At 68.5% G+C, this 25,517-nt stretch carries 17 protein-coding genes and 2 pseudogenes; 9 read left to right on the plus strand and 10 right to left on the minus strand.

The genetic code is table 11. From position 1 onward, the window contains the following. Positions 1-2 precede the first annotated feature (2 nt). The 9 genes and pseudogenes from GT370_RS14285 to GT370_RS14325 all read left to right on the plus strand — a co-directional run bounded on the left by GT370_RS14285 (position 3) and on the right by GT370_RS14325 (position 15,690). Positions 3-6,413, plus strand: coding sequence for a hypothetical protein (locus tag GT370_RS14285; RefSeq protein WP_270183273.1), 6,411 nt, complete (start codon positions 3-5; stop codon positions 6,411-6,413). Positions 6,414-6,427: 14 nt separating this feature from the next. Further along, complete coding sequence (locus GT370_RS14290; protein WP_270183274.1) at positions 6,428-9,622, plus strand: beta strand repeat-containing protein; 3,195 nt, start codon at positions 6,428-6,430, stop codon at positions 9,620-9,622. Then, positions 9,619-9,921, plus strand: coding sequence for a hypothetical protein (locus tag GT370_RS14295; RefSeq protein ID WP_270183275.1), 303 nt, complete (start codon positions 9,619-9,621; stop codon positions 9,919-9,921). Before GT370_RS14290 ends, GT370_RS14295 begins: the two co-directional genes overlap by 4 nt. Positions 9,922-9,932: 11 nt before the next feature. Next, entirely contained in the window at positions 9,933-12,287 is a 2,355-nt protein-coding gene (locus tag GT370_RS14300; RefSeq protein ID WP_270183276.1) for a tetratricopeptide repeat protein, read from the plus strand. Then, a complete protein-coding gene (locus tag GT370_RS14305) occupies positions 12,284-12,985 on the plus strand; it encodes a CHAT domain-containing protein (protein WP_270183277.1) in 702 nt (233 codons plus the stop codon). Before GT370_RS14300 ends, GT370_RS14305 begins: the two co-directional genes overlap by 4 nt. 25 nt (positions 12,986-13,010) lie before the next feature. Then, positions 13,011-13,591: pseudogene (locus GT370_RS14310) on the plus strand (serine/threonine-protein kinase). Next, positions 13,591-14,223: a hypothetical protein gene (locus tag GT370_RS14315; RefSeq protein WP_270183278.1), complete on the plus strand. Its 633-nt coding sequence runs from the start codon at positions 13,591-13,593 to the stop codon at positions 14,221-14,223. Before GT370_RS14310 ends, GT370_RS14315 begins: the two are co-directional and overlap by 1 nt. After that, positions 14,145-14,810, plus strand: coding sequence for a DUF4384 domain-containing protein (locus tag GT370_RS14320; protein ID WP_270183279.1), 666 nt, complete (start codon positions 14,145-14,147; stop codon positions 14,808-14,810). The genes GT370_RS14315 and GT370_RS14320 overlap by 79 nt, the downstream gene beginning before the upstream one ends. Positions 14,811-15,024: 214 nt before the next feature. Then, positions 15,025-15,690, plus strand: coding sequence for a hypothetical protein (locus tag GT370_RS14325; protein WP_008493945.1), 666 nt, complete (start codon positions 15,025-15,027; stop codon positions 15,688-15,690). Here GT370_RS14325 and GT370_RS14330 read toward each other — a convergent pair. The 10 genes and pseudogenes from GT370_RS14330 to tssB form a co-directional block, all read right to left on the minus strand. Further along, positions 15,656-16,741, minus strand: coding sequence for a hypothetical protein (locus tag GT370_RS14330; protein WP_270183280.1), 1,086 nt, complete (start codon positions 16,739-16,741; stop codon positions 15,656-15,658). The genes GT370_RS14325 and GT370_RS14330 overlap by 35 nt on opposite strands. A 122-nt stretch (positions 16,742-16,863) precedes the next feature. Further along, positions 16,864-17,463 carry an OmpA family protein gene (locus tag GT370_RS14335; RefSeq protein WP_008493943.1) on the minus strand — a complete coding sequence of 200 codons (600 nt, stop codon included), beginning with the start codon at positions 17,461-17,463 and terminating at the stop codon, positions 16,864-16,866. A 137-nt stretch (positions 17,464-17,600) separates the two neighbouring features. Beyond that, positions 17,601-18,565 (minus strand): annotated as a pseudogene (gene tssG, locus GT370_RS14345) (type VI secretion system baseplate subunit TssG). Between the two features lie 3 nt (positions 18,566-18,568). After that, on the minus strand, positions 18,569-20,392 hold the full coding sequence (tssF, locus tag GT370_RS14350; RefSeq protein WP_008493941.1) for a type VI secretion system baseplate subunit TssF: 1,824 nt from the start codon (positions 20,390-20,392) through the stop codon (positions 18,569-18,571). After that, positions 20,385-20,930, minus strand: coding sequence for a type VI secretion system baseplate subunit TssE (gene tssE, locus GT370_RS14355; RefSeq protein WP_008493940.1), 546 nt, complete (start codon positions 20,928-20,930; stop codon positions 20,385-20,387). Before tssE ends, tssF begins: the two co-directional genes overlap by 8 nt. Then, positions 20,927-21,733 (minus strand): type VI secretion system accessory protein TagJ, encoded by an 807-nt coding sequence (locus tag GT370_RS14360; protein WP_008493939.1) that lies wholly within the window; start codon positions 21,731-21,733, stop codon positions 20,927-20,929. Before GT370_RS14360 ends, tssE begins: the two co-directional genes overlap by 4 nt. Positions 21,734-21,764: 31 nt before the next feature. After that, the gene (gene tssC / locus GT370_RS14365) at positions 21,765-23,018 is read right to left on the minus strand and encodes a type VI secretion system contractile sheath large subunit (protein WP_333490085.1); all 1,254 of its coding nucleotides are present in this window, start codon (positions 23,016-23,018) and stop codon (positions 21,765-21,767) included. Continuing rightward, positions 22,946-23,284, minus strand: a complete 339-nt coding sequence (locus tag GT370_RS14370) for a hypothetical protein (RefSeq protein WP_270183283.1) — start codon at positions 23,282-23,284, stop codon at positions 22,946-22,948. The genes tssC (GT370_RS14365) and GT370_RS14370 overlap by 73 nt, the downstream gene beginning before the upstream one ends. Positions 23,285-23,485: 201 nt before the next feature. Further along, positions 23,486-24,976, minus strand: a complete 1,491-nt coding sequence (tssC, locus tag GT370_RS14375) for a type VI secretion system contractile sheath large subunit (RefSeq protein ID WP_008493937.1) — start codon at positions 24,974-24,976, stop codon at positions 23,486-23,488. A gap of 3 nt (positions 24,977-24,979) precedes the next feature. After that, entirely contained in the window at positions 24,980-25,489 is a 510-nt protein-coding gene (gene tssB, locus GT370_RS14380; protein WP_008493936.1) for a type VI secretion system contractile sheath small subunit, read from the minus strand. Positions 25,490-25,517: the final 28 nt, after the last annotated feature.

Here is a 25,517-nt window from a genome sequence, read left to right on the forward strand (position 1 = left end):
TCGTGCTGGAAGCGGCGAAGCTGCTTTCCGTCGCCAGCGCTATAAATCTGAACTTCGCCGACGAGCTGAAGTTGGTCTCAAACAAAAATGTCAGCATCACCGCGAATATCTCGGCGCAGGGATCGATCGAGATCGATGCCGCCGGGACGCTGAATATCGGCGCCTCGCTCAGCGGCACCACCATCACCCTGGCGGATAGCGGCAGCAGCAGCGTCATCGACATCAATGGCGTGATCTCCGGCACCGAATTGATCCTGAATGCCGGCGGCAGCATTGCCGAGGGAGCGTCAGGCGGCATCAGCGCGACCAGCCTCACCGGCAGCATCGGCGGCGACGCGGTGCTGAGCAATGGCGGCAATACCATCGGCACGCTGGCCGATTTCAGCGCCGGCGGCACGCTGGCGCTGACCGATACCGGGGCGCTGAGCCAGACCGGCAGCGTCAGCGCCAGCGCGGTGACGCTGAGCGCCACGGCCATGACTCTGAGCGGCAACGTCTCGGCCAGCAGCGCGCTGGAGCTGGCGAGCAGCGGCACGCTGGTGCAGAGCGGGAGCCTGACCGGCACCGATATCAGCCTCTCCGGCTCCAGCCTGGGGCTGAATGGCAGCATCACCGCGACCACCGCCACCCTCGCCGCCACAGGGGCGATCAATCAGGCCGGCAGCGCCGGGCTTGCCGCCGCCACCCTCACCGGCAGCGCTGGCGCCTCCATCGCGCTGGGCGGCCATAACAGCATCGCGGCCCTCGGCAGCCTCAGCGCCGCCGGCGATATCGCGATCGAGTCCGTGGCGACGATGACGCTGAACGGGCCGGTGAGTGCAGGCACCAGCCTGGCGCTGGTCACCGCCGGCTTGCTGGAGGGGACCGGCGGCAGCCTGGCGGCGGGGACGATCGCCATCGCCCCGTATAATGCCGGGACGCTCGATCTTGGCGGTACCGCGGTGGCGGGTTTGCAGCTTGCGCAGGCGCTGGTCAGCGCCTTTGACAGCCACGCGGTGGTGATCATCGGCGCCGCCAACGGCGTGCGGGCCAGCAGCGTTTACAGCGAAGGCAACATCTCCTTCGCCAACGCGCTGGTGACGCTGACCAGCAGCGGCGCGATCACCCAGACCGGCACGCTGGGCGGCCAGGGGTTCGATCTGGCCGGCGGCACGATGGCGCTGAATGGCGACATCTCCGCCGGCACCTTCACCGCCGACAGCACCGGCGGCTTGAGCCAGAGCGGCACGCTGAGCGGGACCGCCGTCAGCCTTTCGGGTAGCAGCCTCGGGCTGGATGGCAGCGTCGAGGCCAACACGCTCACCCTCCAGAGCGCCGGCGCGATCAGCCAGGGGGCAGGTGCGAAATTGAACGCCGCCAGCCTCACCGGCAGCGCTGGCACCTCCATCGCGCTGGGTGGGACCAACAGCATCGCCAGCGTCACCGGCCTGACCGCCGGCAGCGGCATCGATCTGCAGGACGCCCATGGGCTCGCCATCACGGGCAGCGTTGCCGCCGCGCAGATCACGCTCTCGGCGCCGACACTGAGCCTGGCCGCGCCGGTCAGCGTCGCCGGGGTTGCCCTGCTGGACAGCGCCGGCACGCTCACCCAGAGCGCGCCCTTGCGGGCGGGCACGCTCACCGGCAGCATCGGCGGCGACGCGGTGCTGAGCAATGGCGGCAATACCATCGGCACGCTGGCCGATTTCAGCGCCGGCGGCACGCTGGCGCTGACCGATACCGGGGCGCTGAGCCAGACCGGCAGCGTCAGCGCCAGCGCGGTGACGCTGAGCGCCACGGCCATGACTTTGAGCGGCAACGTCTCGGCCAGCAGCGCGCTGGAGCTGGCGAGTGGCGGCACGCTGGTGCAGAGCGGGAGCCTGACCGGCACCGATATCAGCCTCTCCGGCTCCAGCCTGGGGCTGAATGGCAGCATCACCGCGACCACCGCCACCCTCGCCGCCACAGGGGCGATCAATCAGGCCGGCAGCGCCGGGCTTGCCGCCGCCAGCCTCACCGGCAGCGCTGGCGCCTCCATCGCGCTGGGTGGCACCAACAGCATCGCCACGCTCAGCACGCTGAGCGCCGGCGGCAATATCGCGCTGAATGACGCGCAATCCCTGACGCTGGCAGGGCTGGTGACGACCCCCGGCACCTTGACCCTTACCGACGGCAAGGCGGTGGGTGAGAGCGCCGGCAGCCTGGTCGTCGGCGGGCTGGCGGGCAGCATCGGCGGCGGGCTGACGCTGGGCGGGGCCAACAGCATTGCCACGCTCGCCAGCATGAGCGCCGGCGGGGACATGCTGATCGCCAATATCGGCACGATCACGCTGAACGGGCCGGTGAGTGCAGGCACCAGCCTGGCGCTGGTCACCGCCGGCTTGCTGGAGGGGACCGGCGGCAGCCTGGCGGCGGGGACGATCGCCATCGCCCCGTATAATGCCGGCACGCTCGATCTTGGTGGCACCGCGGTGGCGGGTTTGCAGCTTGCGCAGGCGCTGGTCAGCACCTTTGACAGCCACGCGGTGGTGATTATCGGCGCCGCCAACGGCGTGCAGGCCAGCAGCATTTACAGCGAAGGCAACATCTCCTTCGCCAACGCGCTGGTGACGCTGACCAGCAGCGGCGCGATCACCCAGACCGGCACGCTGGGCGGCCAGGGGTTCGATCTGGCCGGCAGCACGATGGCGCTAAATGGCGACATCTCCGCCGGCACCTTCACCGCCGACAGCACCGGTGGCCTGAGCCAGAGCGGCACGCTGAGCGGGTCTGCCGTCAGCCTCTCGGGCACCAGCCTGGGGCTGGATGGCAGCGTCGAGGCCAGCACGCTCAGCCTCCAGAGCGCCGGCGCGATCAGCCAGGGGGCAGGTGCGAAATTGAACGCCGCCAGCCTCTCCGGCAGCGCCAGCACCTCCATCGCGCTGGGGGGGACCAACAGCATTGCCACGCTCGGCAGCCTGAGCGCCGGTGGCGATATCGCGCTGAATGACGCGCAATCCCTGACGCTGGCCGGGCTGGTGACGACCCCCGGCACCTTGACCCTCAGCGATGGCAAGGCGCTGGGTGAGAGCGCCGGCAGTCTGGTCGTCGGCGGGCTGGCGGGCAGCATCGGCGGCGGGCTGAGTTTGGCCAACGCCAACAGCATCGCGGCCCTCGGTAGCCTCAGCGCCAGCGCGGACATGCTGATCGCCAATACCGGCACGATGACGTTGAACGGCCCGGTGAGTGCAGGCACCAGCCTGGCGCTGGTCACCGCCGGCTTGCTGGAGAGGACCGGCGGCAGCCTGGCGGCGGGGACGATCGCCATCGCCCCGTATAATGCCGGGACGCTCGATCTTGGCGGTACCGCGGTGGCGGGTTTGCAGCTTGCGCAGGCGCTGGTCAGCGCCTTTGACAGCCACGCGGTGGTGATTATCGGCGCCGCCAACGGCGTGCAGGCCAGCAGCATTTACAGCGAAGGTAACATCTCCTTCGCCAACGCGCTGGTGACGCTGACCAGCAGCGGCGCGATCACCCAGACCGGCACGCTGGGCGGCCAGGGTTTCGATCTGGCCGGCAGCACGATGGCGCTAAATGGCGACATCTCCGCCGGCACCTTCACCGCCGACAGCACCGGTGGCCTGAGCCAGAGCGGCACGCTGAGCGGGTCTGCCGTCAGCCTCTCGGGCACCAGCCTGGGGCTGGATGGCAGCGTCGAGGCCAGCACGCTCAGCCTCCAGAGCGCCGGCGCGATCAGCCAGGGGGCAGGTGCGAAATTGAACGCCGCCAGCCTCTCCGGCAGCGCCAGCACCTCCATCGCGCTGGGGGGAACCAACAGCATCGCCAGCGTCACCGGCCTGACCGCCGGGCAGAGCATTCTGCTGACCAGCACCGGCACCACCGGGATCACCGGGCCGGTGCAGGCCGGCGGCAGCCTGACCCTGCAGGGTGCGGCATTCGCGGAAAGCGGCGCCGGAGCGATCCGCGCCACCGGGCTCACCGGCAGCGTCAGCGGCGGGCTGACGCTGGGCGGGGCCAACAGCATCGCCACCCTCGGCAGCCTGAGTGCTGGCAGCGATATCGTGCTGAACGACGCCCAGGCGCTGAACCTGGCCGGGCTGGTGACCACGCCGGGCACGCTGACCTTGACCGATGCCGCCGCCGTCACCGAGGCGGGCGGCGCGGCGCTGTCGCTGGGCGGGCTGGCCGGGCAGATCGGCGGCGGGCTGACGCTGGGCGGGGCCAACAGCATCGCCACGCTCGCCAGCCTGAGCGCCGGCGGGGACATGCTGATCGCCAATATCGGCACGATGACGCTGAACGGGCCGGTGAGTGCAGGCACCAGCCTGGCGCTGGTCACCGCCGGCTTGCTGGAGGGGACCGGCGGCAGCCTGGCGGCGGGGACGATCGCCATCGCCCCGTATAATGCCGGGACGCTCGATCTTGGCGGTACCGCGGTGGCGGGTTTGCAGCTTGCGCAGGCGCTGGTCAGCGCCTTTGACAGCCACGCGGTGGTGATCATCGGCGCCGCCAACGGCGTGCGGGCCAGCAGCGTTTACAGCGAAGGCAACATCTCCTTCGCCAACGCGCTGGTGACGCTGACCAGCAGCGGCGCGATCACCCAGACCGGCACGCTGGGCGGCCAGGGGTTCGATCTGGCCGGCGGCACGATGGCGCTGAATGGCGACATCTCCGCCGGCACCTTCACCGCCGACAGCACCGGCGGCTTGAGCCAGAGCGGCACGCTGAGCGGGACCGCCGTCAGCCTTTCGGGTAGCAGCCTCGGGCTGGATGGCAGCGTCGAGGCCAACACGCTCACCCTCCAGAGCGCCGGCGCGATCAGCCAGGGGGCAGGTGCGAAATTGAACGCCGCCAGCCTCACCGGCAGCGCTGGCACCTCCATCGCGCTGGGTGGGACCAACAGCATCGCCAGCGTCACCGGCCTGACCGCCGGCAGCGGCATCGATCTGCAGGACGCCCATGGGCTCGCCATCACGGGCAGCGTTGCCGCCGCGCAGATCACGCTCTCGGCGCCGACACTGAGCCTGGCCGCGCCGGTCAGCGTCGCCGGGGTTGCCCTGCTGGACAGCGCCGGCACGCTCACCCAGAGCGCGCCCTTGCGGGCGGGCACGCTCACCGGCAGCATCGGCGGCGACGCGGTGCTGAGCAATGGCGGCAATACCATCGGCACGCTGGCCGATTTCAGCGCCGGCGGCACGCTGGCGCTGACCGATACCGGGGCGCTGAGCCAGACCGGCAGCGTCAGCGCCAGCGCGGTGACGCTGAGCGCCACGGCCATGACTTTGAGCGGCAACGTCTCGGCCAGCAGCGCGCTGGAGCTGGCGAGTGGCGGCACGCTGGTGCAGAGCGGGAGCCTGACCGGCACCGATATCAGCCTCTCCGGCTCCAGCCTGGGGCTGAATGGCAGCATCACCGCGACCACCGCCACCCTCGCCGCCACAGGGGCGATCAATCAGGCCGGCAGCGCCGGGCTTGCCGCCGCCAGCCTCACCGGCAGCGCTGGCGCCTCCATCGCGCTGGGTGGCACCAACAGCATCGCCACGCTCAGCACGCTGAGCGCCGGCGGCAATATCGCGCTGAATGACGCGCAATCCCTGACGCTGGCAGGGCTGGTGACGACCCCCGGCACCTTGACCCTTACCGACGGCAAGGCGGTGGGTGAGAGCGCCGGCAGCCTGGTCGTCGGCGGGCTGGCGGGCAGCATCGGCGGCGGGCTGACGCTGGGCGGGGCCAACAGCATTGCCACGCTCGCCAGCATGAGCGCCGGCGGGGACATGCTGATCGCCAATATCGGCACGATCACGCTGAACGGGCCGGTGAGTGCAGGCACCAGCCTGGCGCTGGTCACCGCCGGCTTGCTGGAGAGGACCGGCGGCAGCCTGGCGGCGGGGACGATCGCCATCGCCCCGTATAATGCCGGGACGCTCGATCTTGGTGGCACCGCGGTGGCGGGTTTGCAGCTTGCGCAGGCGCTGGTCAGCACCTTTGACAGCCACGCGGTGGTGATTATCGGCGCCGCCAACGGCGTGCAGGCCAGCAGCATTTACAGCGAAGGCAACATCTCCTTCGCCAACGCGCTGGTGACGCTGACCAGCAGCGGCGCGATCACCCAGACCGGCACGCTGGGCGGCCAGGGGTTCGATCTGGCCGGCAGCACGATGGCGCTAAATGGCGACATCTCCGCCGGCACCTTCACCGCCGACAGCACCGGTGGCCTGAGCCAGAGCGGCACGCTGAGCGGGTCTGCCGTCAGCCTCTCGGGCACCAGCCTGGGGCTGGATGGCAGCGTCGAGGCCAGCACGCTCAGCCTCCAGAGCGCCGGCGCGATCAGCCAGGGGGCAGGTGCGAAATTGAACGCCGCCAGCCTCTCCGGCAGCGCCAGCACCTCCATCGCGCTGGGGGGACCAACAGCATTGCCACGCTCGGCAGCCTGAGCGCTGGCGGGGACATGCTGATCGCCAATACCGGCACGATGACGCTGAACGGCCCGGTGAGTGCTAGCACCAGCCTGGCGCTGGTCACCGCCGGCCTGGTGGAAGGCACTGGCGGCAGCCTGGCGGCCGGCACCATCGCCATCGCCCCGTATAATGGCGGCGGGCTCGATCTCGGCGGCACCGGGCTGGCGGGGTTGCAATTATCGCAAGCCCTGGTCAGCGCCTTTGCCAGCGGCGCGGTGATCAGGCTGGGTGCCGCCGACGGCGCCACCGCCAACAGCATCCTCAGCGAGGGCGCGGTGTCCTTCGCCAATGCCATCGTCGCGCTGAACAGCACCGGCGGGCTGACCCAGACCGGCAACCTCAGTGCTAACAATCTGGCCCTCACCGGCACCAGCCTGGCGCTGAACGGCCAGATCAACGCCACCGCGCTGAGCCTGACGGCGCGCGGCGCGATCAGCCAGACCGGCGGCAACGGGCTCACCCTCTCCAGCCTCTCCGGCAGCGGGGGCAGCATCGCACTGACCGGCGGCGCCAACAGCATCGCCAGCGTCACCGGCCTGACCGCCGCCGGCGGCATCGCCATCAACGATGCCGGCGCGCTCAGCGTCGCGGGCGGGATCAGTGCCGGCAGCAGCATCGCCCTCGCGGCGCCGACCCTGGATCTGGGCAACACCCTGATCAGCCCGCATGTCAGCCTGGCGGCCGATACGATCAACGATGCGGGCGGCGCGATCCAGGCCGGCAACGGCACCGTGGACATCTCGCCGCTGACCGCCACCCGCACTGTGGATCTGGGCGGCGGCGCGGCGGGGCTGGATCTGTCCGGCACGCTGCTGGGGGCGATCTCGGCGGCGCGGCTGGATATCTCCACCCAAGGCGGCATCGTCGCCGATGGGGCGGCCAGCCTGTCGACGAAGCTGCTCTCCCTCTCCGCCAACGGCATAAGCTTCGCCGGCACGCTGAGCCTGCCGGGCACGCTGGCGCTGGCCAGCGGCGCCGGCATCACCTCCACCGCCGGCAATGTGCTCAGCGCCAGCCTGCTGCAGCAAGGCGGGCAGATCGTCGGCGATGTCGATCTCGGCCAGGGTACCAACAACTTCGGCACGCTCGGCAGCTTCACGCTGGGCAGCGGCGGCTTCGCCCAGAGCAGCGCCCAGACGCCCGGAAGCGGCAATTTCACCCTGGCCGACACCCAGCCACTGACCATCACCGGCCCGATTTCGACCAGCGGCGGGCTGGTGCTGCGCAGCGCCGGCGCGATCACCCAGGCCAGCGCGCTCAGCGGCCAGCAGGTCAGCCTCACCGGCAGCACCCTCACGCTGGCGGCGCCGATCACCGCCGGCACGCTGGCGCTCATCGCCAGCAATGGCGTGACCGAGACCACCGGCTCCATCAACGCCACGCTGTTGACCGGCAATATCAGCGGCGACGCGACGCTCGATGCGGCCAGCAACAGCATCGGCACGCTGGCGAATTTCAGCGCTACCGGCACGCTGCGCCTGCGCGATGCCGGCGCCCTCAACCAGGCCGGCAGCCTCTCCGCCGGCAATGCCATACTGACCAGCAACGGTTTGAACCTCTCCGGCACCGTGCTGGTTCCCGGCACATTGCTGCTGGCCAGCACCGGCAGCGTCCTGCAAAGCGGCGGGGCGGTGAGTACGGGCACGTTGAGCAGCCTGGGGACCGTGCAGGGCGACATCATCATGGCCCAGCCGGGCAATCTGTTCCCGGTGGTGAATGATCTGGCGGCGACCGGCGCCATCGACCTGACCAGCGCCGCGGTGCTGGCGCAAACCGGCGCGCTCAGCGCCGGCACGGTGACGCTGAATGCGCCGAGCCTGGCCCTGAACGGCGTCCTCGATGCCGGCAGCGCCTTGCAGCTGAATGGCGGCAGCGCCAGCGAGGGCGCCAGCGCCGCGATCACCACCGCGCTGCTGACCACCGGGACGGGCAGCCTCTCCGGCGGCGCGGTGCTCAATAGCGGCGCCAACCGGATCGATCAGCTTGGCAATTTCAACGCTGCCGGCGGGCTGGCGATGGCGGATGGCACGGCGCTCGCCATCAGCGCGCCGGTGGCGCTGGGCGGCACGCTGGCGCTGTGGGATGCCAGCAGCATCACCCAGACCGGCGGCAGCATCACCGCCGCCGCCTTGACCAGCGATGGCGGGACCATCGGCGGCAACGCCCGCTTCGGCCAGCCGGGCAATCTGGTGCCGGTGCTGGGGCCGTTCGCGGCGACCGGCCTGGTGCAGCTGACCACCGGCACCCCGCTCACCCTGAGCGGCGATATCACCGCCGGGCAGGCCCTCAACCTGGCCAGCGGCGGCGCCATCGGCCAATCCGGCGGGCTGGTCAGCACGCCGGTCTTCAATGCGGTTGCCAGCGCCATCTCGCTGAGCGGCACCGCCATCACGCAGCTCGGCAATGTCACCGCGAGCGGCGATGTGAGCATCGCCAATGTCAACGAGCTGGCGGGGACGCTGAGCGCGCAGAACGCCACGCTGGGCGCCGCCGGCGGCTTCACCAGCAGCGGCACCGCGCGGATCGGCAACAGCCTGAAGCTGACCGCCAACGGCGCGGTGGTGCAGACCGGCGGGTCGATCAGCGCGGCGACGGCGACGATCAGCGCCCCTTCGATCACCCTCTCCGGCGCCACCGACATCACCGGCGCGCTGGCTTTGCAGGCCAGCGGCGAGATTCTACACTTGGCGGGCAGCCTGGATGCCGGCACGCTGAGCGGCACCGCCGGCCAGCTGGCGAATTTCACCGGTCCGGGCGACATCGCCACGCTGGGCAGCTTCCTGATGCCGGGCGGAACCATCCTGCTCAATGACAGCGAGGCGCTGACGCTGCTGGGCCCGCTGGTCGCCAATGTCGCCAGCATCACCGCCAGCGGCGCATTGACGCTGGAGGGCAACCCGGCCGGCGGCCTGTTCCTGAGCGGCTCCACCATCAGCAGCACGGCCACCCAGCCGCGCACCGGAATCGATTCCGTGCTGGTGAGCAGCGACCCGTCAATCGTCTCCACCGGGACCTTCTACATCGATTCCGGACCGAATCTCGCCGCCTATCTCGGCAATGCCAGCCCGGTCGCGGCCCTGTTCATGCGCCTTGGCGGCAGCGGCAGCATCGCGCTGGCGCCGACCCGGGGCTGCTCGACGCGCCGAATACCGATCTGGTCCTGGCCAGCGGACCGGCCGGGGTGATCACCGGCAATATCAACGTGCTGCATCTGGAAGTGGTGAGCGCGGCCTCGACCGACATGACCGGCTCCATCGGCAGCATCACCGGCCCGACCGCGGCCGGTAACGGCTCCGCCTTCCCCTTCCCGCAGCCGGGATACCGGTTCAATACCTGCCCGATCGGCTCGGTGAACTGCACCATCCTGCCCATTGCCGGGCTGCCGCAAGCCAGCCCGCTGCAGAATTTCGATCTCTCGCCGCGCAAGCGCAAGAAGCTGGACAAGAATGTGCCGCAGCCCGGGGTCGCGGCGCGGGATTTTTAAAAGGGCAGGCCATGAGGATTGCAGGTTTTATCCACACGCCCGCCGCCTTGGCGCTGCTGCTCACGGTGGCGGGCTGCAGCAAGCCGCCGGCCAGCGCCTATGAGCAGGCCAGCAGCACCAGCACCGGCCTGCCGGTGGGGCAGAACAGCGCCGGGGAGGGCTGCACCCTGCAAAGGCTGGCCGATGGCCGGGCTGATATTTATTGCGGCAGCTGGGACCAGCCGAGTGCGCATGTGCAGATTGGCGGCGCGGCCAGCGCGGCCACCCTGCCTGGCCTTGCCGCCAGCAGCCCGTGGCGGGCCGGGCTGGATGCCGCCTATGTCTGCGAGGCGCCGCAGCCGGCGCGAATCCTCGATGGCGTGCCGGCTGAAATTCTGCCCTGCACCCAGCGTTTCGGCGGCTGGCCCTATGTGGCGTTGGCGGCGGAGATCGACGGCAAGGTTTATTACGCTGATGGCGTGCAGCCCGCACTGCCGGCGATGCAGCGCGGCATTGGCGTGGTCAGCGGCCGGGTTCCCGCCGCCGCCGCCGGCCAGGCCGGGGTCGCGCAATCCGACCAGCTGCTGGCGCAAAGGCTGGCAGCGCATGCGTTCAGCTCCGGCGATGTCGGCCAGTATGACGCGCTGATGGCGCTGGGCGCGCAGGCCAATCAGGCGGAGAATTTCCCCGCCGCGGTCATCGCCTACCGCGCCGCGCTGGCGCTGCAGCAGAAGAAGCTCGGCGCGGACAATCCCGGCACGGTGATCCCGATGCTGGCGCTGGGGCTCAACCTTTCCAACCAGGGCCTGTACGCCCAGGCCCAGGCGCAGTTCGCCACCGCCGCCGCACTGGCACCGCGCGCCAGCGACCCCACCGCGCCGGCGGTTTTGCGCTATGACGAGGCGCTGGACGCGCTCAACCAAGGGCAGAGCCAGCGCGCGCTGGCGCGGCTGCAGGAGGCCCGGCAAGCCTATGCCGCGCTGGTGCCGCCAGCCTTGTTGCAGGCGCAGCCGCAGGCCGCGCAGAATAACGCGCTGTTCTCGATCAGCGCGCCGGCGGGGGCGGATACGCTGCTGGCCGACCAGGTGACGCTGAACAGCCCGGTGACGCAGGCGGCCTTGCTCGGGGTGATCGAATCCTGGCGCTATCAGGCGCTGGTGCTGGAGCGGATCGGCGACCGGGCCGGCAGCGACGCGGCCATCGCCAATGCCCGGCGCATCGCCAGCGCCAACGGGCTGGAACCGCCCTCCCTGGATGCGCGGCTGGACCGCACCCGCGCCGTGCTGGCCAGCGCGAACGGGCAGCCGGCGGCGGCGGCGGCGGATCTGGCCAGGGCGGCAGCCTCGTTCAACGACGCCCTGCCCGGCAGCCGGCCGGTGGCGCAGACGGATCTGCTGCGCGGCGCGGCGCTGGCGCAAAGCGGCGACACCCAGGCCGCTTTATCCGCCTGCCGTGACGGTATCGCGCTGTTGCGCAAGCTGCGCCTGGGCGGCACCGCCGGGCTGATCGGGCCATGTCTGGATGTTTACGCCAAGGCGGCCACGGATGATCCGGCCCGGGCCGGCACGCTGCATGGCGAAATGTTCGAGGCCGCCGAACTCACCCAAGGCAGCGTCACCACCCAGGAAATCGCCCAGGCGGCGGCGCGGCTTGCCTCCAGCGCCAGCGATCCGAAAGTGGCAACCGCCATCCGCGCCCAGCAGGATGCGCAGCACCGGCTGGCCGATCTCTATCAGCAGCGCGACCAGGCGGCGCACACGGCCAATAATGGCGCGGCCCTGGCCAGGCTGGACAAGGACATCGCCGCCGCCACCGCGCGGCTGCAACAGGCCGGGCTGGCCGAGCAGGCGGCGGCGCCGAATTACGGGCAGCTCGTGCAGCAGGTGGTGCCCGCGACCGAGGTGCTGAAATTGCTGCGCCCGGATGAGGCCTTCCTCGGCATCACCACCACGCCCCGGCATAGCTGGCTGTTCTTCCTGCATGCCGGACGCGTGGACGTGGCCCAGGCGAACGAGACCGAGCTTGGCATGGCGCGGCTGGTGAAGCAGGTGCGCGCCAGCATCGAACCCGGCACCAATGGCCTGCCGGCGTTCGACATGGCCGACGCGGCGACGATCTATGCCGATACGCTGGGCCCGTTCGCGGCGCAGATGGCGGGAGTGCATGATCTGGTGGTGGCGCCCTCCGGCGCGCTGCTGGCCCTGCCCTTCGCGCTGCTGCCCACCGGCCCGGCCAGCGCCACGGATCTCGCGCATGCGCCCTGGCTGATCCGCCAGACCACCCTGGCCTATGTGCCGGCCGCGGCGAATTTCGTTTCCCTGCGCCGGCAGAAGGAACGTCGGCGGCGAAGCAGCCCTGGTTCGGCTTCGGCGATTTCCGACCGGTGAGCCTGGCCCAGGCCCAGGCGACCTACAGCCCCGCCGCCTGCCCGCAGGCCGCGGCCGAATTCGCCGGGCTGCCGCAGCTGCCTTACGCCAAGCTGGAATTGCAGGCGGCATCGGCGATCTTCGGCGCCGGGCCGCAGGATGAGCTGCTGGGTGCCGGCTTCACCGTGCCGGATGTGGAAAAAGCGGATCTGAAGAATTTCCAGATCCTGCATTTCGCCACCCATGCGCTTCTGCCCACCGACCTGCCCTGCCAGGCGGAGCCGGCGATCGTCACCTCCGCCCCGGCGGGAGCGGCATCCGCCGACCAGGCGCAGCTGACCACCAGCGACGTGATGGGGCTGAAGCTGGATGCCAATCTCGTCGTGCTCTCCGCCTGCAATACCGGCGGCGGCGAGGAAGGCGGCGAGGCGCTCTCGGGCCTCGCGCGCAGCTTCTTCTTCGCCGGCGCGCGGGCAATGCTGGTGACGCAATGGTCGGTAAATGATCAGGTCTCGGCCTATCTGGTTGCCGATACGCTCTCGCGCCTGCATGCGGCCAGCGCCGGCGGGGCGGCGGGCAGCTTGCGGGCGGCGCAGCTGGCGCTGATCAGCGGTGCCGGCAAGGGCTTCCCGGCGCAGATCGCGGATCCGTTTTACTGGGCCGCCTTCACCGTCATCGGCGATGGCGGCGCCGAAGCTCTTTCCGGTTCCGGCAAGTGACGGCTATAACCAAACCATGACCGAAATGCTGGGCAAATACGAGCTGCGCCAGGTGCTGGGCAAGGGCGCCATGGGCACGGTGTATGAGGGCTATGACCCGATCATCGACCGGCGCGTGGCGATCAAGACCGTCAAGCTGCCGGATGCCGAGGATGTGGAAGCCCAGGAGGAGCTGGCCCGCTTCAAGCGCGAGGCGCAGGCGGCCGGGCGGCTCAGCCACCCCAACATCGTCGGTGTCTTCGATTACGGCGAAACCCTGAAATCGCCTATATCGTCATGGAATTCGTCGACGGCACGACGCTGAAACATGTGCTGGACAAGGGCGAGCGCTTCGGCGTGCCCGAGATCGTGCGGCTGATGGAGGGGCTGATGGCCGGGCTGCAATACAGCCACGGGCGCGGCGTCGTGCATCGCGATATCAAGCCCGCCAATATCATGCTGACCCAGGCCGGCGAGGTGAAGATCGCAGATTTCGGCATCGCCCGGATCGAGAGCAGCTCGATGACCCAGGCCGGCACCATGCTGGGCACGCCCTCTTACATGTCGCCGGAGCAGTTCATGGGGCAGACCGTGGATGCGCGCACGGATCTCTATTCCTCGGCGTAATGCTGTATCAGCTGCTGACCGGGGAAAAGCCGTTCGAGGGCGGGCTGACCGCGATCATGCACAAGGTGCTGCATACCGAGCCGCCGCCGCCCTCCGCGCTCTCCGTGAGCGTGACCCCGGCGCTGGATGCGGTGGTGAGAAAGGCGATGGCGAAACGGCCTGAGGACCGCTTCGCCGCGGCATCCGATTTTGCTCTGGCATTGCGTGAGGCGGCTGAGGCGAAGACCGCGGCGGTGGAGAGTTTCGGCCTGGGGCTGAGGATTTCGGCGATGCCGAGGCGACGATGGTGGCCCCGCGCCGCCCCAGCGCGCCGTCGGCGCCAACGCCCCGCCCGCGCCCGCACCGGTACCCAAGAAAAACGGCCCGAGCCCGGCAGTGCTGGGGGCGCCGCCGTGCTGGTGCTCGCGGTGCTGGGCGGTGGCGGATATGCGTTGTTCGGCGGCCATAAGCAGGCGGCACCCTCGCCCGCCTCGCCGCCCGCTCCCGCCGTGGCGCAAGCCCCGCGCCGGTGGCGCCGAAACCGGCCCCTGCTCCCGCCCTCACACCTGCTCAGTTGCAGGCGCGCTACAGCGCGACGCTGGGCGCTCTGCCCTGCACCTTGCTCAGCGCCAATCTGCCAACGCAAACCCTGACCGGCCTGGCCGGGGCGGGGGCGCCGCAGGCCGCGTTGAGCGGCGCCATTCAATCCCTGCCAGATCCCGGCGGCATCGTGAACCAGATCGATACCGTGGACGGGCCCTATTGCACGGCTCTGGATACGATCCGCCCGTATCACGCCTTGTTCCCCGGCAGCGATGGCGCCCTGTCACTCGCCCTCGCCGGCGGCAAGACCCAGCTTTACAATAACGATCTGATCACCATCGACGAGACGATGCCGAATTTCAGCGGCTATCTGGAAACGGATTATTTCTCCTCCGATGGCTCGGTGCTGCATCTCTACCCCACCAGCACCGACGCCGCGCAGCAATTTGCCGCAGGCGGCGCCAAGGTTCTCGGCGATCCGGCGCGTGGCGGGGCGAGCTGGCAGGTGAGCGCGCCGTTTGGGACGGACATGATCATCTCCATCGCCTCCTCAGTGCCGCTCTTTGCCAAGCTGCGGCCGCAGGATGAGACCGCCAGCGATTATCTGCCGGCGTTGCGCCAGGCGTTGCAGAATGCTGCGGCGGGAGGGGCAAAAATTTCGGTGGCGGCGATCCCGGTGGTGACGCTGGCGAAATAGCGGCGGTACACGGCGCTTCCATTACCGTGCCAGGATCGACGCCAAAGCCATCGATAAAATGACACCCCGTTGTAACATTCGATATTCGCAACGTCTGTTGACCTGCGCCGAGATTGCCTGGCAAGAAGGGGCACAAGATGACGTCCGTTGACACGGGATGAAACATCCCATCGCCTTTGACAAAAACAAACCGCGGAACAGGAGACCACCGAAGATGTCCGCATCTGTGAATTTGCCGCCGTGCAATAATCTGGCGATGACCAATTTACGGTCGAACCCGGACAAAGCCTATCAATCCAACTTTTATCTTGTGCAGTCTACGGCTTATACCGGCAATACCGAGACCATCGGTGGCCCATGCTCGGTTAAATGCGTTTCCCACGGCAAGAACAAGAACGTCTTTGAGCTACAGGTGACGCCCGGCAATGGCGATTATTTTTATCCTTATGTGCATATTCCCTATGGCGGCGTCGGCACATGCGTGGTCCCCAAAAACGCGCCGCTGGGAACGCTCGTGCTCACGGGCGCGATGAATGGCTGCAGCTTGCAGGTGAATGATTCAGGATCGAACCTGCATTTTTACCATGATGCCAATGGCGTATCGCTCAAAGGCAAGTTGACTCCCGGCAATGTTGTCGCGCGCGTCAATTACGAGACCTACGCCGGACCGGGCAATCTCGCCAACAACATGACGACCAAAGAATTCCCTGCCCATGTCAGCTACCTGGTCACGGTGCGCGGCAGGACACGTTGGTATGTTTATTCGAGCACGTTTCTGTACGGCAAAAAGGTGAAAAACTCCTGGTTTGGCGGCATCTCATCCGCCGAGGTGTTTGAGCCGGTTATTACGAGCGTATCCAGGCTGCTTTGCACGTTCTGAGCATGCTGGATAAATGGCCGTTTTTTGTGGGATGACGAAACGGGCAACACCGATCCGCCTGCGGCGCTTGAGCCGGCTTTAAACGAGTTTGCTGAGCGGCGCGGTACCCCGACATGTCATACCCACGTCGCTTCGAATCCCCCTTGCGATAACATAAGCACATCCGCCTCTGCCCCGTCACCGCCATCGCCTGCTTTGTCGGGCATGTCGGCATGGTGGCGGGCACCGGCGGCAATGGCGCGGTGGCGAGCGGGGTGAGCCAGAAATTCGGCATGTTGGCGATGAAGCCCTGGCGCAGCTGGTCGATCTCGGCTTCGGTTTTCCCCACTGCCGCAGCGTTGAAGAAGCGCGGGTCGCGGGTGAAGATCAGATAGGCCTGGGTTTCATTCAGCATCAGCTCGGTCAGGCTGGTATCGTAGCCCTGGCGGCCGAGGAAGCCCGTGAAGGCGGCGCGGTCTGCCGGCGTCAGGCCGGCCCAGAAGCGTTCGGTGTAATGCCGGTATTCGGGAACGATGTAGAAGGCGCCATGGGAGATTTCATGGCGCAAAATCACCGCGCGCATTTCGGGCGAAACATCGCCACCCGCCGCCGGCAGGGTGATCAGCGCGCCATTCGCCCCCGCCCGCAGCCAGCCAAGCTGGCGCAGCAGCCGGCGCAGCCATAATTCCTCTGGATTGAGCTGGATATTCTCGGATTTCGCCAGAGCGAAGAACCGCGCCAGGTCCGCCGCCTGATAATCGTGGCCGTAATAATAGCTGGCGACCGTCTCGCCGCCGGCGGCGATGGCGGCGTTCAACGCGGCATCATCCAGCAGCCGGTCATGCGGGACATTGGCTTTCTCGACGAAGGCCGCCACCCGGTCCAAAGCCTGGCCCTGGGCGAGCAGAGACGGGAAATCCACCACCACGACGGATTTGTCAGGTGCGAAATAGGTGACGATGGTCTCGCAGGGCTGGGTGGCGTCGATCTCGGCTTCGCTGGCGGTGCCGATGGCGATTGGTGCTGGCCCGCGTGCCCACCAGGCGACGCCGAACCCGGCCAGCGCCAGCATCGCGGCACCGCCGCCAAGCCCGGCCTTGAGCAGGCCGCGCCGGCGTGAAGCAATGGCCGGAGGGGCGCTCCGGATGACGATGGTATCGTCCTCGTTTCCGCCCCGCCCCCCATGGCAGATGGTTACTGGCCGATATTGATGATTTCGACGCGCCGGTTCTGGCGGTTGGGGGTGTTCGGCGGGGTCTGCACAGCGAGATCCGCCTCGCCCACGCCGCTGGCCTGCAGGCGGGTATCAGCGACGCCGAACTTGGTCTGCAGATAGGATTTCACCGCATCGGCCCGCTGCTCGGAGAGGGTCTGGTTTTGCGGCGCGGTGCCAGTTGTGTCGGTATGGCCGACGATCTTGAAATGATAGGCGGCGAGCTGCTGGCTGGTCAGCGCCTTGCCGAGCTGGTCCAGAGTGGCGCGGGCCTGCGGGGTGAGCGCGGCCGAGCCGGAGGCGAAATCCACGATCAGATTGGCCGAAGGCGCGGTCGGCATCGCCTGCGGCTTCGCGGCTGGCGCGTTCATCGCCGGCATCGCGGCGGGGCTGGCCTGCATCGCCGGGGCCGGGGCCTCGCCGGGGGCGATCGGCTTGATGCCGCGGGTGGTGTCGCTCAGCGCGCCGCTGGGCTTGAGCTGGTTGATCAGCTGTTGCGCGCTTTGCGCCAGGGCGGGCGCGGCAAAGGCGGCGCTGAGCAGCACACCAGAAAGAGCGAGTTTGAAGCTGGTTTTGCGCATGGTCTAAAACCTCCTTGATTTGAGCGGGATTGTAGCGCCAACCCTCCCGTTAGGCGAGAGCAACGATCCGGTTTACGCGGAAAGCCGCTCCACGGTTGCGGCGCTGAACAGGGTCTCGTCCACCAGAACCCGGCCTTTCAGCCCGGCGGTGGAGGACGGCGCCCAGCTGGTCCAGCCCAGCCGCGCCGCCCCGGCCCGCCGCCCAGGCTGAGCGGCGGGATTTCCTGCGCGTCCAGCACCAGATTGATGGCGAAATCCGCCTCCCAGCCGACATAGGCGCGGATCAGCGAAACCAAGGCGGGCAGCAAGGCTTTGTCCGGCAGCAGCGCCTCGAAGCCGGCGCGCGAGAGCGGGCCGATGCGCACGATGAAGCGCGCCTGCTGGTCCCAGGCGCGGGTGCCGATGGCGGCATCCTGCCCAGCGCGCAGAAGGCGCCAGGGATGCGCCCGCGCGGCAGCCGGCTTTGCTGGTCCGGGGCGATCGGCAGCCAGGCGCCGGCGAATTCCCGGATTTCCACCGGCCGGCCGAGATAATCCGAGACCATGCTGGCGAGCCGGCTGGAAGAGCGCGGATGCGCGGCGAAGAAACCGGCATAATGGCGCAGCGCATCCGCCCCCACCGGCAGGCGCGGTTCCAGATGCGGCGTGCCGAAGCCGGTGAAGGCGAGCAGCCCGGCGCCGATCGGCTCCTCCACCCCGGCCTGCGCCGCCTGCTCGGCCGAGCGCGGCAGCCGGTATTTGGCGCCGGCCAGGGCGAAGCCAGAGATCAGGCGCTGCGCCAGCAGATCGAAAAAATCCAGCACGGCGCGGGATTTCTGCCGGTTGGCCTGGGCCAGCAGCTCGGTGTACCAGCGCGGCATCTCAGCCGAGGGGCCGATCAGCCCGATCAGGGTGCTGACCAGCCGGGCGCGACGGCCACCCGACGGCGCCTGCGCCTCCAGCACCTCGGCGACCGGCTGGGCCAGGCTCGGCGGCGCGGCGAAGCGCACCGCGTCATCCTTGTGCCGGGTGCGGGCGGCCAGGCGCAACAGCCGCACCGCCGCATCGAAGCGGAACAGATGCGGGGTGGCGGCCAGGCGTTCGAGTGGGGATTTCGGCGCCATCGTCTAGAGCAGCACCTTGGCCCCGGCGCGGGGCGGAAAGCGCAGCTCCGGCTCCGGCTTGCCGCGCAGCCGCACGGATGTGCGCACGAAGGAGTTGATGCTGGCATGCAGCGCCAGGAAGCGCGCCAGCACCGCGCTCAGCAGATAGAGGCCGGAGCCCTGGAAGGCGCGCTGGTCGAATTCCAGCTCCACATCCAGCCCCCGGCAGAAGGCCCCCAGCCGCGCGCCGGGGACACGCGCCGTGCCGGGGCGGGCGGTGACGGCGAGCAGCGCCTCGATCGCCGCACGGGTATCGGCGGTTTCGCGCAGATCATACAGGCGCAAGATTTCCTTCAGCGCCGCCGCCCCTTCCGCGCCGCCGGTGACGGAGAGATGGCCGAGCGAGAGGTGCGAGATCAGCCGCCAGGCTTTGCGCGCCCGCCGCTCCGGGCGCAGCGTCGGCGTCGGCGGGGTGACGCAGGCCATCGCCGCGATCCCGGTATGGGGCTGCAAGGCCTTCAGCCCGGGGCGGCCGCCGCCGAAGGGCAAATCGGCCGGGAGGTCCCGGTTGAGGCAGAGCGCCTCGACCGAGAGCACGCTGTCCAGCTTCGCCTCGGGGTCGAAGCCGGCATCGAACAGCGAGATGAAGCTGTCCGTGCCGCCGAGGGCGGCCGGCCCGTCCCGCCGCGCGACGAGATAGGACCCGCCCTCGCCTGGCGCCGAGGCCTCGTTACGGCTGAGCCGGTAGAAGGGCAGGAAGGGCCGGCTGGTGCCGTCCTGGCGCACCTCGCGCACGCTGGAGACACTCCAGATCTCGGTGACGCTGGCGCGCCTGGCATCCGGCAGCACGCGATATTCGGTGGTGGTATGGTCCAGCGCCACCGGCTCGCAACGCTGCGCGAAGAGATTGACCATCGGCGTGCAGCCGAGCGCGAACATATTGGCATCGACCCCGCGCTCCAGCTCGGCCGAGGTCCGGTCGAGATAGAGAAACACCTCCAGCCGGTTGCTGTCCTGCACCAGCGTCTTGGCGCCGAGCCCGGCGAGATCGAGGAACATGAATTTCTGCGGAAAGGCGAAATATTCGCTGAGCAGGCGGAAGCCCTCGAAGCTGCGCGCCGGCCAGGGCAGCAGCGCCTCCTCCGGCGCGAAGCCGACCTCCTGCACGGCACTGGCCGGCAGCAGCACTGGCGAGAGATCCCCCGGCGTATCCGCCAGCGCGACGCCCAGCGTATGCGCGGCCAGCAGCTCGTAGAGTTGCAATGCCGCCGCCTGGCCGCCGCGCAGGAACAGGCGCAGCCTATCCATGCCGAGCTGGCTGAATTTCACATCCGGGTTCAGCGTGGTGAAGACCAGCCGCAGCACCGCCACCGCGCCATTGGCAAGCTGGTTGACCGGTGCGGTGAAGGGCAGACCGGTGAGGCGGGCACTCTCCAGCTTCACCGGCCAGAGGGTGAGCGGGCTGGTGGTGCGATAGCGGCAGCTCTGGCCGCGCACGGCTTCGGTCTCCAGCTCGAACCCGGCGGGAACCTCCACCTGGGCGGCGAGGTCCGGCTTGGCGCTGAACTGGGTGATGGCGCAGGAGGGGAACGGCGCGAGGTAGTGCGGATAGAGAATATCCAGCAGCGTGTCGGTGAGTTCCGGGAATTCATCATCCAGCCGCGCCTGGGCGCGGGCGGAGAGGAAGGCGACACCATCCAGCAGCCGCGCCACGTGCGGGTCGTCCACCGTGTCCGGGCTCAGCCGCAGCCGGCCGGCGACCTTGGGGTGCGCCTGGGCGAATTCCGCCGCGAGCTGGCGGATGGCCGCCAGCTCCTGGTTGAAATAAGGCAGCAGCGTATCAGCCAATCTCGCCTCCGGCGACCGCGATGTCGGTGGTGGCGGCGTTCACCAATGTCTCGAAACTGATCGGCTCGGGGGCCGGGTCCGCCTGCAGCAGCGCGTCGATGCGGAAATGCAGCGTGGTGCTGGTCTCCTCCTTCGCCGGCACCAGCTTCACCGCCACCTGGATCAGCCGTGGCTCGAACTGGCGGATGCTGCGCTCGATCTCGCGGCGCAGCGTCTCGCGCGCGCCATCCTCCTGCATCGCCCCGGCGGTGAAATCCGGCAGGCCGAAGGTGAAGGAGGAATTGGCCAGCTCATTCATCCCCGCCGGCACCGAGGCCAGGCGGCGGCGGCCATTCAGCAGCGCCTCCAGATCCCGCCGCACGGCGCGGCGCAGCACGCTCAGTGCCTCGGTGGCGGAGAGCGGGCGGTCGCGCTCCATCTCCGGGGCATCATCGAGCAGCCGGTCCAGCACCGAGAGCTTCACCCGCGCGCCGGAATCGCGCATCCGCTCGATGAAGAGATTGGCGTTGGCGCCGCGGCTGAGCGTGTCGTCGCTCATGCGGCCGGCTGGAAGCTCAGCGCGTCGAGCTGCATGATCGTCAGATCCTCTTCCCCGGCCAGGAACACACGCTGGCCGATGCCGCGCACCGGGCCTTCGCCCTCGCTCCAGCTGGTGGCGCGGCCGAGGCGGTGGGCGTCATCCGTTTCCTCGGCGGTGAAATAGAGGGCGGGGATATAGACATCGCCATCCGGCCCGGCGGTCACGCTCATCGAGCAGCGGCGCCAGGCGAGGTCGCGCGGGCGCTTGGGCGGATGGAATTCCAGGCTCTCGATGCGCGAGACCGGAATCCAGAAATATTTGCCGGTGGTGGTCAGGGTTTCGATATAGCCCGGGATCAGATCATCCGCGTCGCGGAAATCATCGACGCTCTGGCCGTTGACGGTGCCGGTGATGCGCGGGCGCAGCGCTTCGGCCTCCTGCGCGGCGGCGGCGGCTTCGGCCAGATGGCCCTCGCGCAGCGCCACCAGCGCCTTCATCGAGGCCTGGCCGGTCGGCTCCAGATCCCCCAGCAGCTCCGGCACCCGGCCATCGCGGTAGAGCTGGCGCCGCGCGGTCTCGGCGCGCAGCAGCTGGCGGAATTCCGAGACGACGACGGCAACAGACGGGTCGAGCTGGCCGGCGGCATCCAGGATCACGTCGGCGCGTTCCAGATTGCCGGAGAACAGCAGCAGCTCGGCCAGCAGCACGCGGCGGCCGAGATCGGTCGGCGCGGCCTTCACCTCGGCATTGGCGGCGGCCAGCGCATCGGCCAGGCGGCCGGCGCGGAACAGATCGGCGGCCTGAAGGGCGGTCTCTACCATGTGCGTGATTCCATTTCAGAAATTGGGTGGGTCATGATTGGCCGGGGGCGGCCAGCTCGGTCATCAGCCGGAAGGAGACGGCGACATCGTCCAGCTGGAAATGCGGCTGCAGATGGATGGCGCAGGTGAACACGCCGGGCTTGCCCGGCACCTCTTCCACCTTCACACTGGCATCGCGCAGCGGGTAGCGCGCCATCGTCTCCGGCCCGGCGGAGGTGTTGGAATTGGTGTAGCGCATCAGCCAGTCATGCAGGCGGCGCTGAATTTCGGGACCGGTTTTGAAGGAGCCGGTCATCTCGCGGCCCATGATCTTCACATAATGCGCGAAGCGGGCGACGCAGATGACGCTGTTGAACTGTGCGGAGAGCCGGGCATTGGCGGCGGCAACACCGGCATTGGCGCCGATATAGCTGGTGGTGGGCGTCTGCAGGCTGCGCGCGGCGCCGATCAGCGCCTCGCCGCCATAGGGTAGCGCGCAGATCGGCAGCAGCCCGGCGGCGACCAAAGCCCGCTCCTGCCGGTCGGTCAGCATCACATCCGGGGCCGGGCGGCCGAAGCCATCGGCGGGGTCGGTGGAGAACCAGGGCTCGGGCAGATCCTCGATGACGCCGCCGCCGAGACGGTCAATGTCGTAGCCACGGATATCGGCGGGCCAGGAGAAGGTCTCGAAGGCGCGGATGACGCAGGCCGCGACCAGATAGCCCGCCGTGCTGGAAACGCGGCCGGTGCCGTCACGCAGCCGCTCCTGATAGCGAAAACCGCGATGGCGGGCGAGCGTTTCCGCCCAGGGCAGGCGCATCAGCAGGCGCGGCAGCGTGACCGCGAGAAAGCGCGAATCATCCAGCATGCCCAGGCGCTTCCAGCGCTGGTACTCGGCCGAGGCCATGGTGGAGGCGGGATCAGCCACACCGCTGAGCTCGGAAAACTCGTCCACCCCGAACAGAGCCGGGGCGGCGCCGATGACCAGCGGCGCGAAGGCAGCGGCGGCGACGGCGGCGAGCGAGGCGAGGGCGGTGACGTCATCGGTGATCGCGCCCGGGCCGGGGCGGTGGCGGACCTCGTAATCCGCGACCAGGAGCCCATACGGCTCGCCGCCGGCGATGCCGAATTCATCCTCATAGATACGGCGGAAGAGCTGGCTCTGATCGAACGCGGCGGCGCGCTCCAGATCCCGGCAGATCTCGCCCCAGCCGGCGGAGAGCACGCGCAGTTTCACCCGGCCGGAGAGCGGCAGGCGGGCGGCCAGCCAGGCGAGGCCGCGCCAGCTCCCCTCCAGCCGGCGCAGCCGGGGTGATGCAGGATTTCATCGAGCTGGGCGGCAATCATCGCATCCAGCCGGGCGATGTCATGGTCCAGCCGCGCCGCCAGCGCCGCGCGGTCATGGATCAGGGTTTTCGCATCGGCGCCGAACCAGGTGGAGAGGGGGAGCTTTGGCCGGCGAGCATTTCCGCCAGGCGGGTGGCGGCCTCGGCATTGGCCGCGCCGAAAAACCGGCCGTTCAGCACCGCATCGCGCAAAGGCGGCAGCACGGGGGCAGGCTCTGGGGTTCAAGTTGGGCCGGTTCGGGGACGGGCTCAGCCTCGTCAGTCCGCATCTCGGGCAGCGTTGGGTCAGGCGCTGGTTCGGGCGCAGGCGTGGGCGGGAGGCGCCGGCTGGCGGGCCTCCAGACGATCGTCGCGTCCGGATCTTCCTCATCCCCCGTCATCACACACGCCCGTGCGCCGCGCCCGGTTCGGGCGCGGCGGTCCGGGATCAGGCCTTCTGCGGAATGCGGGCGACCATGCGCATGCTGGTCGTCAGCTCTTCCATCTGCAGCCAGGGGCGCAGATAGGCGACGGCGTTGTAGGAGCCCGGCTTGCCCGGAATTTCCTTCACCTCGACCTTGGCCTCGCGCAGCGGATATTTCGCCTTGGTCTCCGGCCCGGCATCCGGGTTGTCGGACACGTAGTTGGTGATCCAGCGATTCAGCCAGCGCTCGCACTCATTGGCTTCCATGAAGCTGCCGATTTTGTCGCGCGCCATCACCTTGAGGAAATGCGCGAAACGGCCGGTCGCCATGATGTAGGGCAGGCGCGCCGAGATCGCGGCATTGGCGGTGGCGTCCGGGCGGTCATATTTCTTCGGCTTCTGCACCGTCTGGCCGCCGAAGAACACGGCATAATCCGTATTCTTGTAGTGGCAGAGCGGCAGGAAGCCGAGATTGGAAAGCTCGAACTCGCGCCGGTCGGTGATGCCGACCTCGGTCGGGCATTTGCCGTCCATGTCGCCATCGTCGGACTGGAAGATGTGGGTGGGCAGGTTATCGACCTTGCCGCCGCCCTCGGCACCGCGAATGGCGACGCAGAAGCCGGATTCCGCGAAGGAATTGGTCATCCGCACGCCCATCGCGTAGGCGGCGTTCATCCAGCAATAATCCTTGTGATTCAGCGCCTGGGCGGCGCCGGTGGCGTCATAAGGCGCTTCTTCATAGGCGAAATCCTCGACCGGCTTGGTCGCAGCGCCATAGGGCACACGGGCCAGCACGCGCGGCATCACCAGCGAGACGAAGCGCGCATCCTCGGTATCGCGGAAGCCACGCCATTTGGTATATTCGGCGGTGTCGAAAATCTTCGCCAGATCGCGCGGCTTGGTCAGCTCGGTCCAGTCATCGAAGCCGAACATGCCGGCACCGGCGGCGGAGATGAAGGGCGCGAAGGCGGCGGCGGCGACGTTGGAGACCAGACGCAGCGATTCGATATCGTCCGGATGGTTGGTCCATTCATAATCGCCGATCAGCGCGCCATAGGGCTCGCCGCCCGGGGTGCCGAACTCGTTCTCGTAGATTTTCTTGAAGAGCTGGCTCTGATCGAACTCCACCGCCTTGGTCAGGTCGCGGTTCAGCTCGCGCTTGGTCATGTTGAGAACGCGGATCTTCAGACCGGTGCCAGTCTCCGAGTTCATCACCAGATGATTCAGGCCACGCCAGCTGCCTTCCAGTTTGGTGAATTTTTCATGATGCATGATGGCGTTGAGCTGCTTCGACATTTTCTGATCGATCGCGGCGATCGCCTTGTCGATCGTGCGGGTCAGGTTCTTGTCGAAGGTGACGGTGCCGGCCAGGGCCTGCTCGACCAGCGTCTTGACCAGATCCTGGGCGCGGTCCGGTTCGGTCTGCTTGGTGGCGGTGACAACCTGATCGAGGAAGCTGACGCCTTCACTGGTGGCGCCGGTGCCGCCTTGCGGGCTGGATTGGGTCTCGGACATGGATCAGCCCTCCTTCTTGTCGAGGCCGAGCTGGCTGGACAGCCCCTTCAGCTCGGCATCGTTCTGCAGCACCTGCTCCAGCAGCGTCTCCAGCTCCTCGGAGCGGTCCGCCTTGCTCAGCAGGTCGCGCAGCTTGTTGCGCGTCTCCAGCAGGGATTTCAGCGCCGGCACCTGGTCGACGACGCGGGCCGGGTCGAAATCATCCATCGAGTTGAATTTCAGATTGACCGCCATCTCGCTGCCATCGTCGGCCAGCGTGTTCTCGACCTTCATGTTCAGGCCCGGCGACATGCGGGACATGATGTCGTTGAAATTGTCACGGTCGATCTGGGTGAATTTGCGCTCGGCCATCGGGCGCAGCGGCTGCGTCGGATCGCCGGAGAAATCCCCCATCACGCCGACCACGAAGGGCAGCTCGCGCTGGATTTCGGCGCCGTCGGTCTCGACTTCATAGGTAATGTGAACGCGCGGTTTGCGGACCCGGTTCAGTTTGCTGTGTACGCTGCCACTCATCTTCTAGGTCTCCCGAAAGGCTTGCGGT

Source organism: Acidocella sp. MX-AZ03 (assembly GCF_027626035.1).
Taxonomy (GTDB): Bacteria; Pseudomonadota; Alphaproteobacteria; order Acetobacterales; family Acetobacteraceae; genus Acidocella; species Acidocella facilis.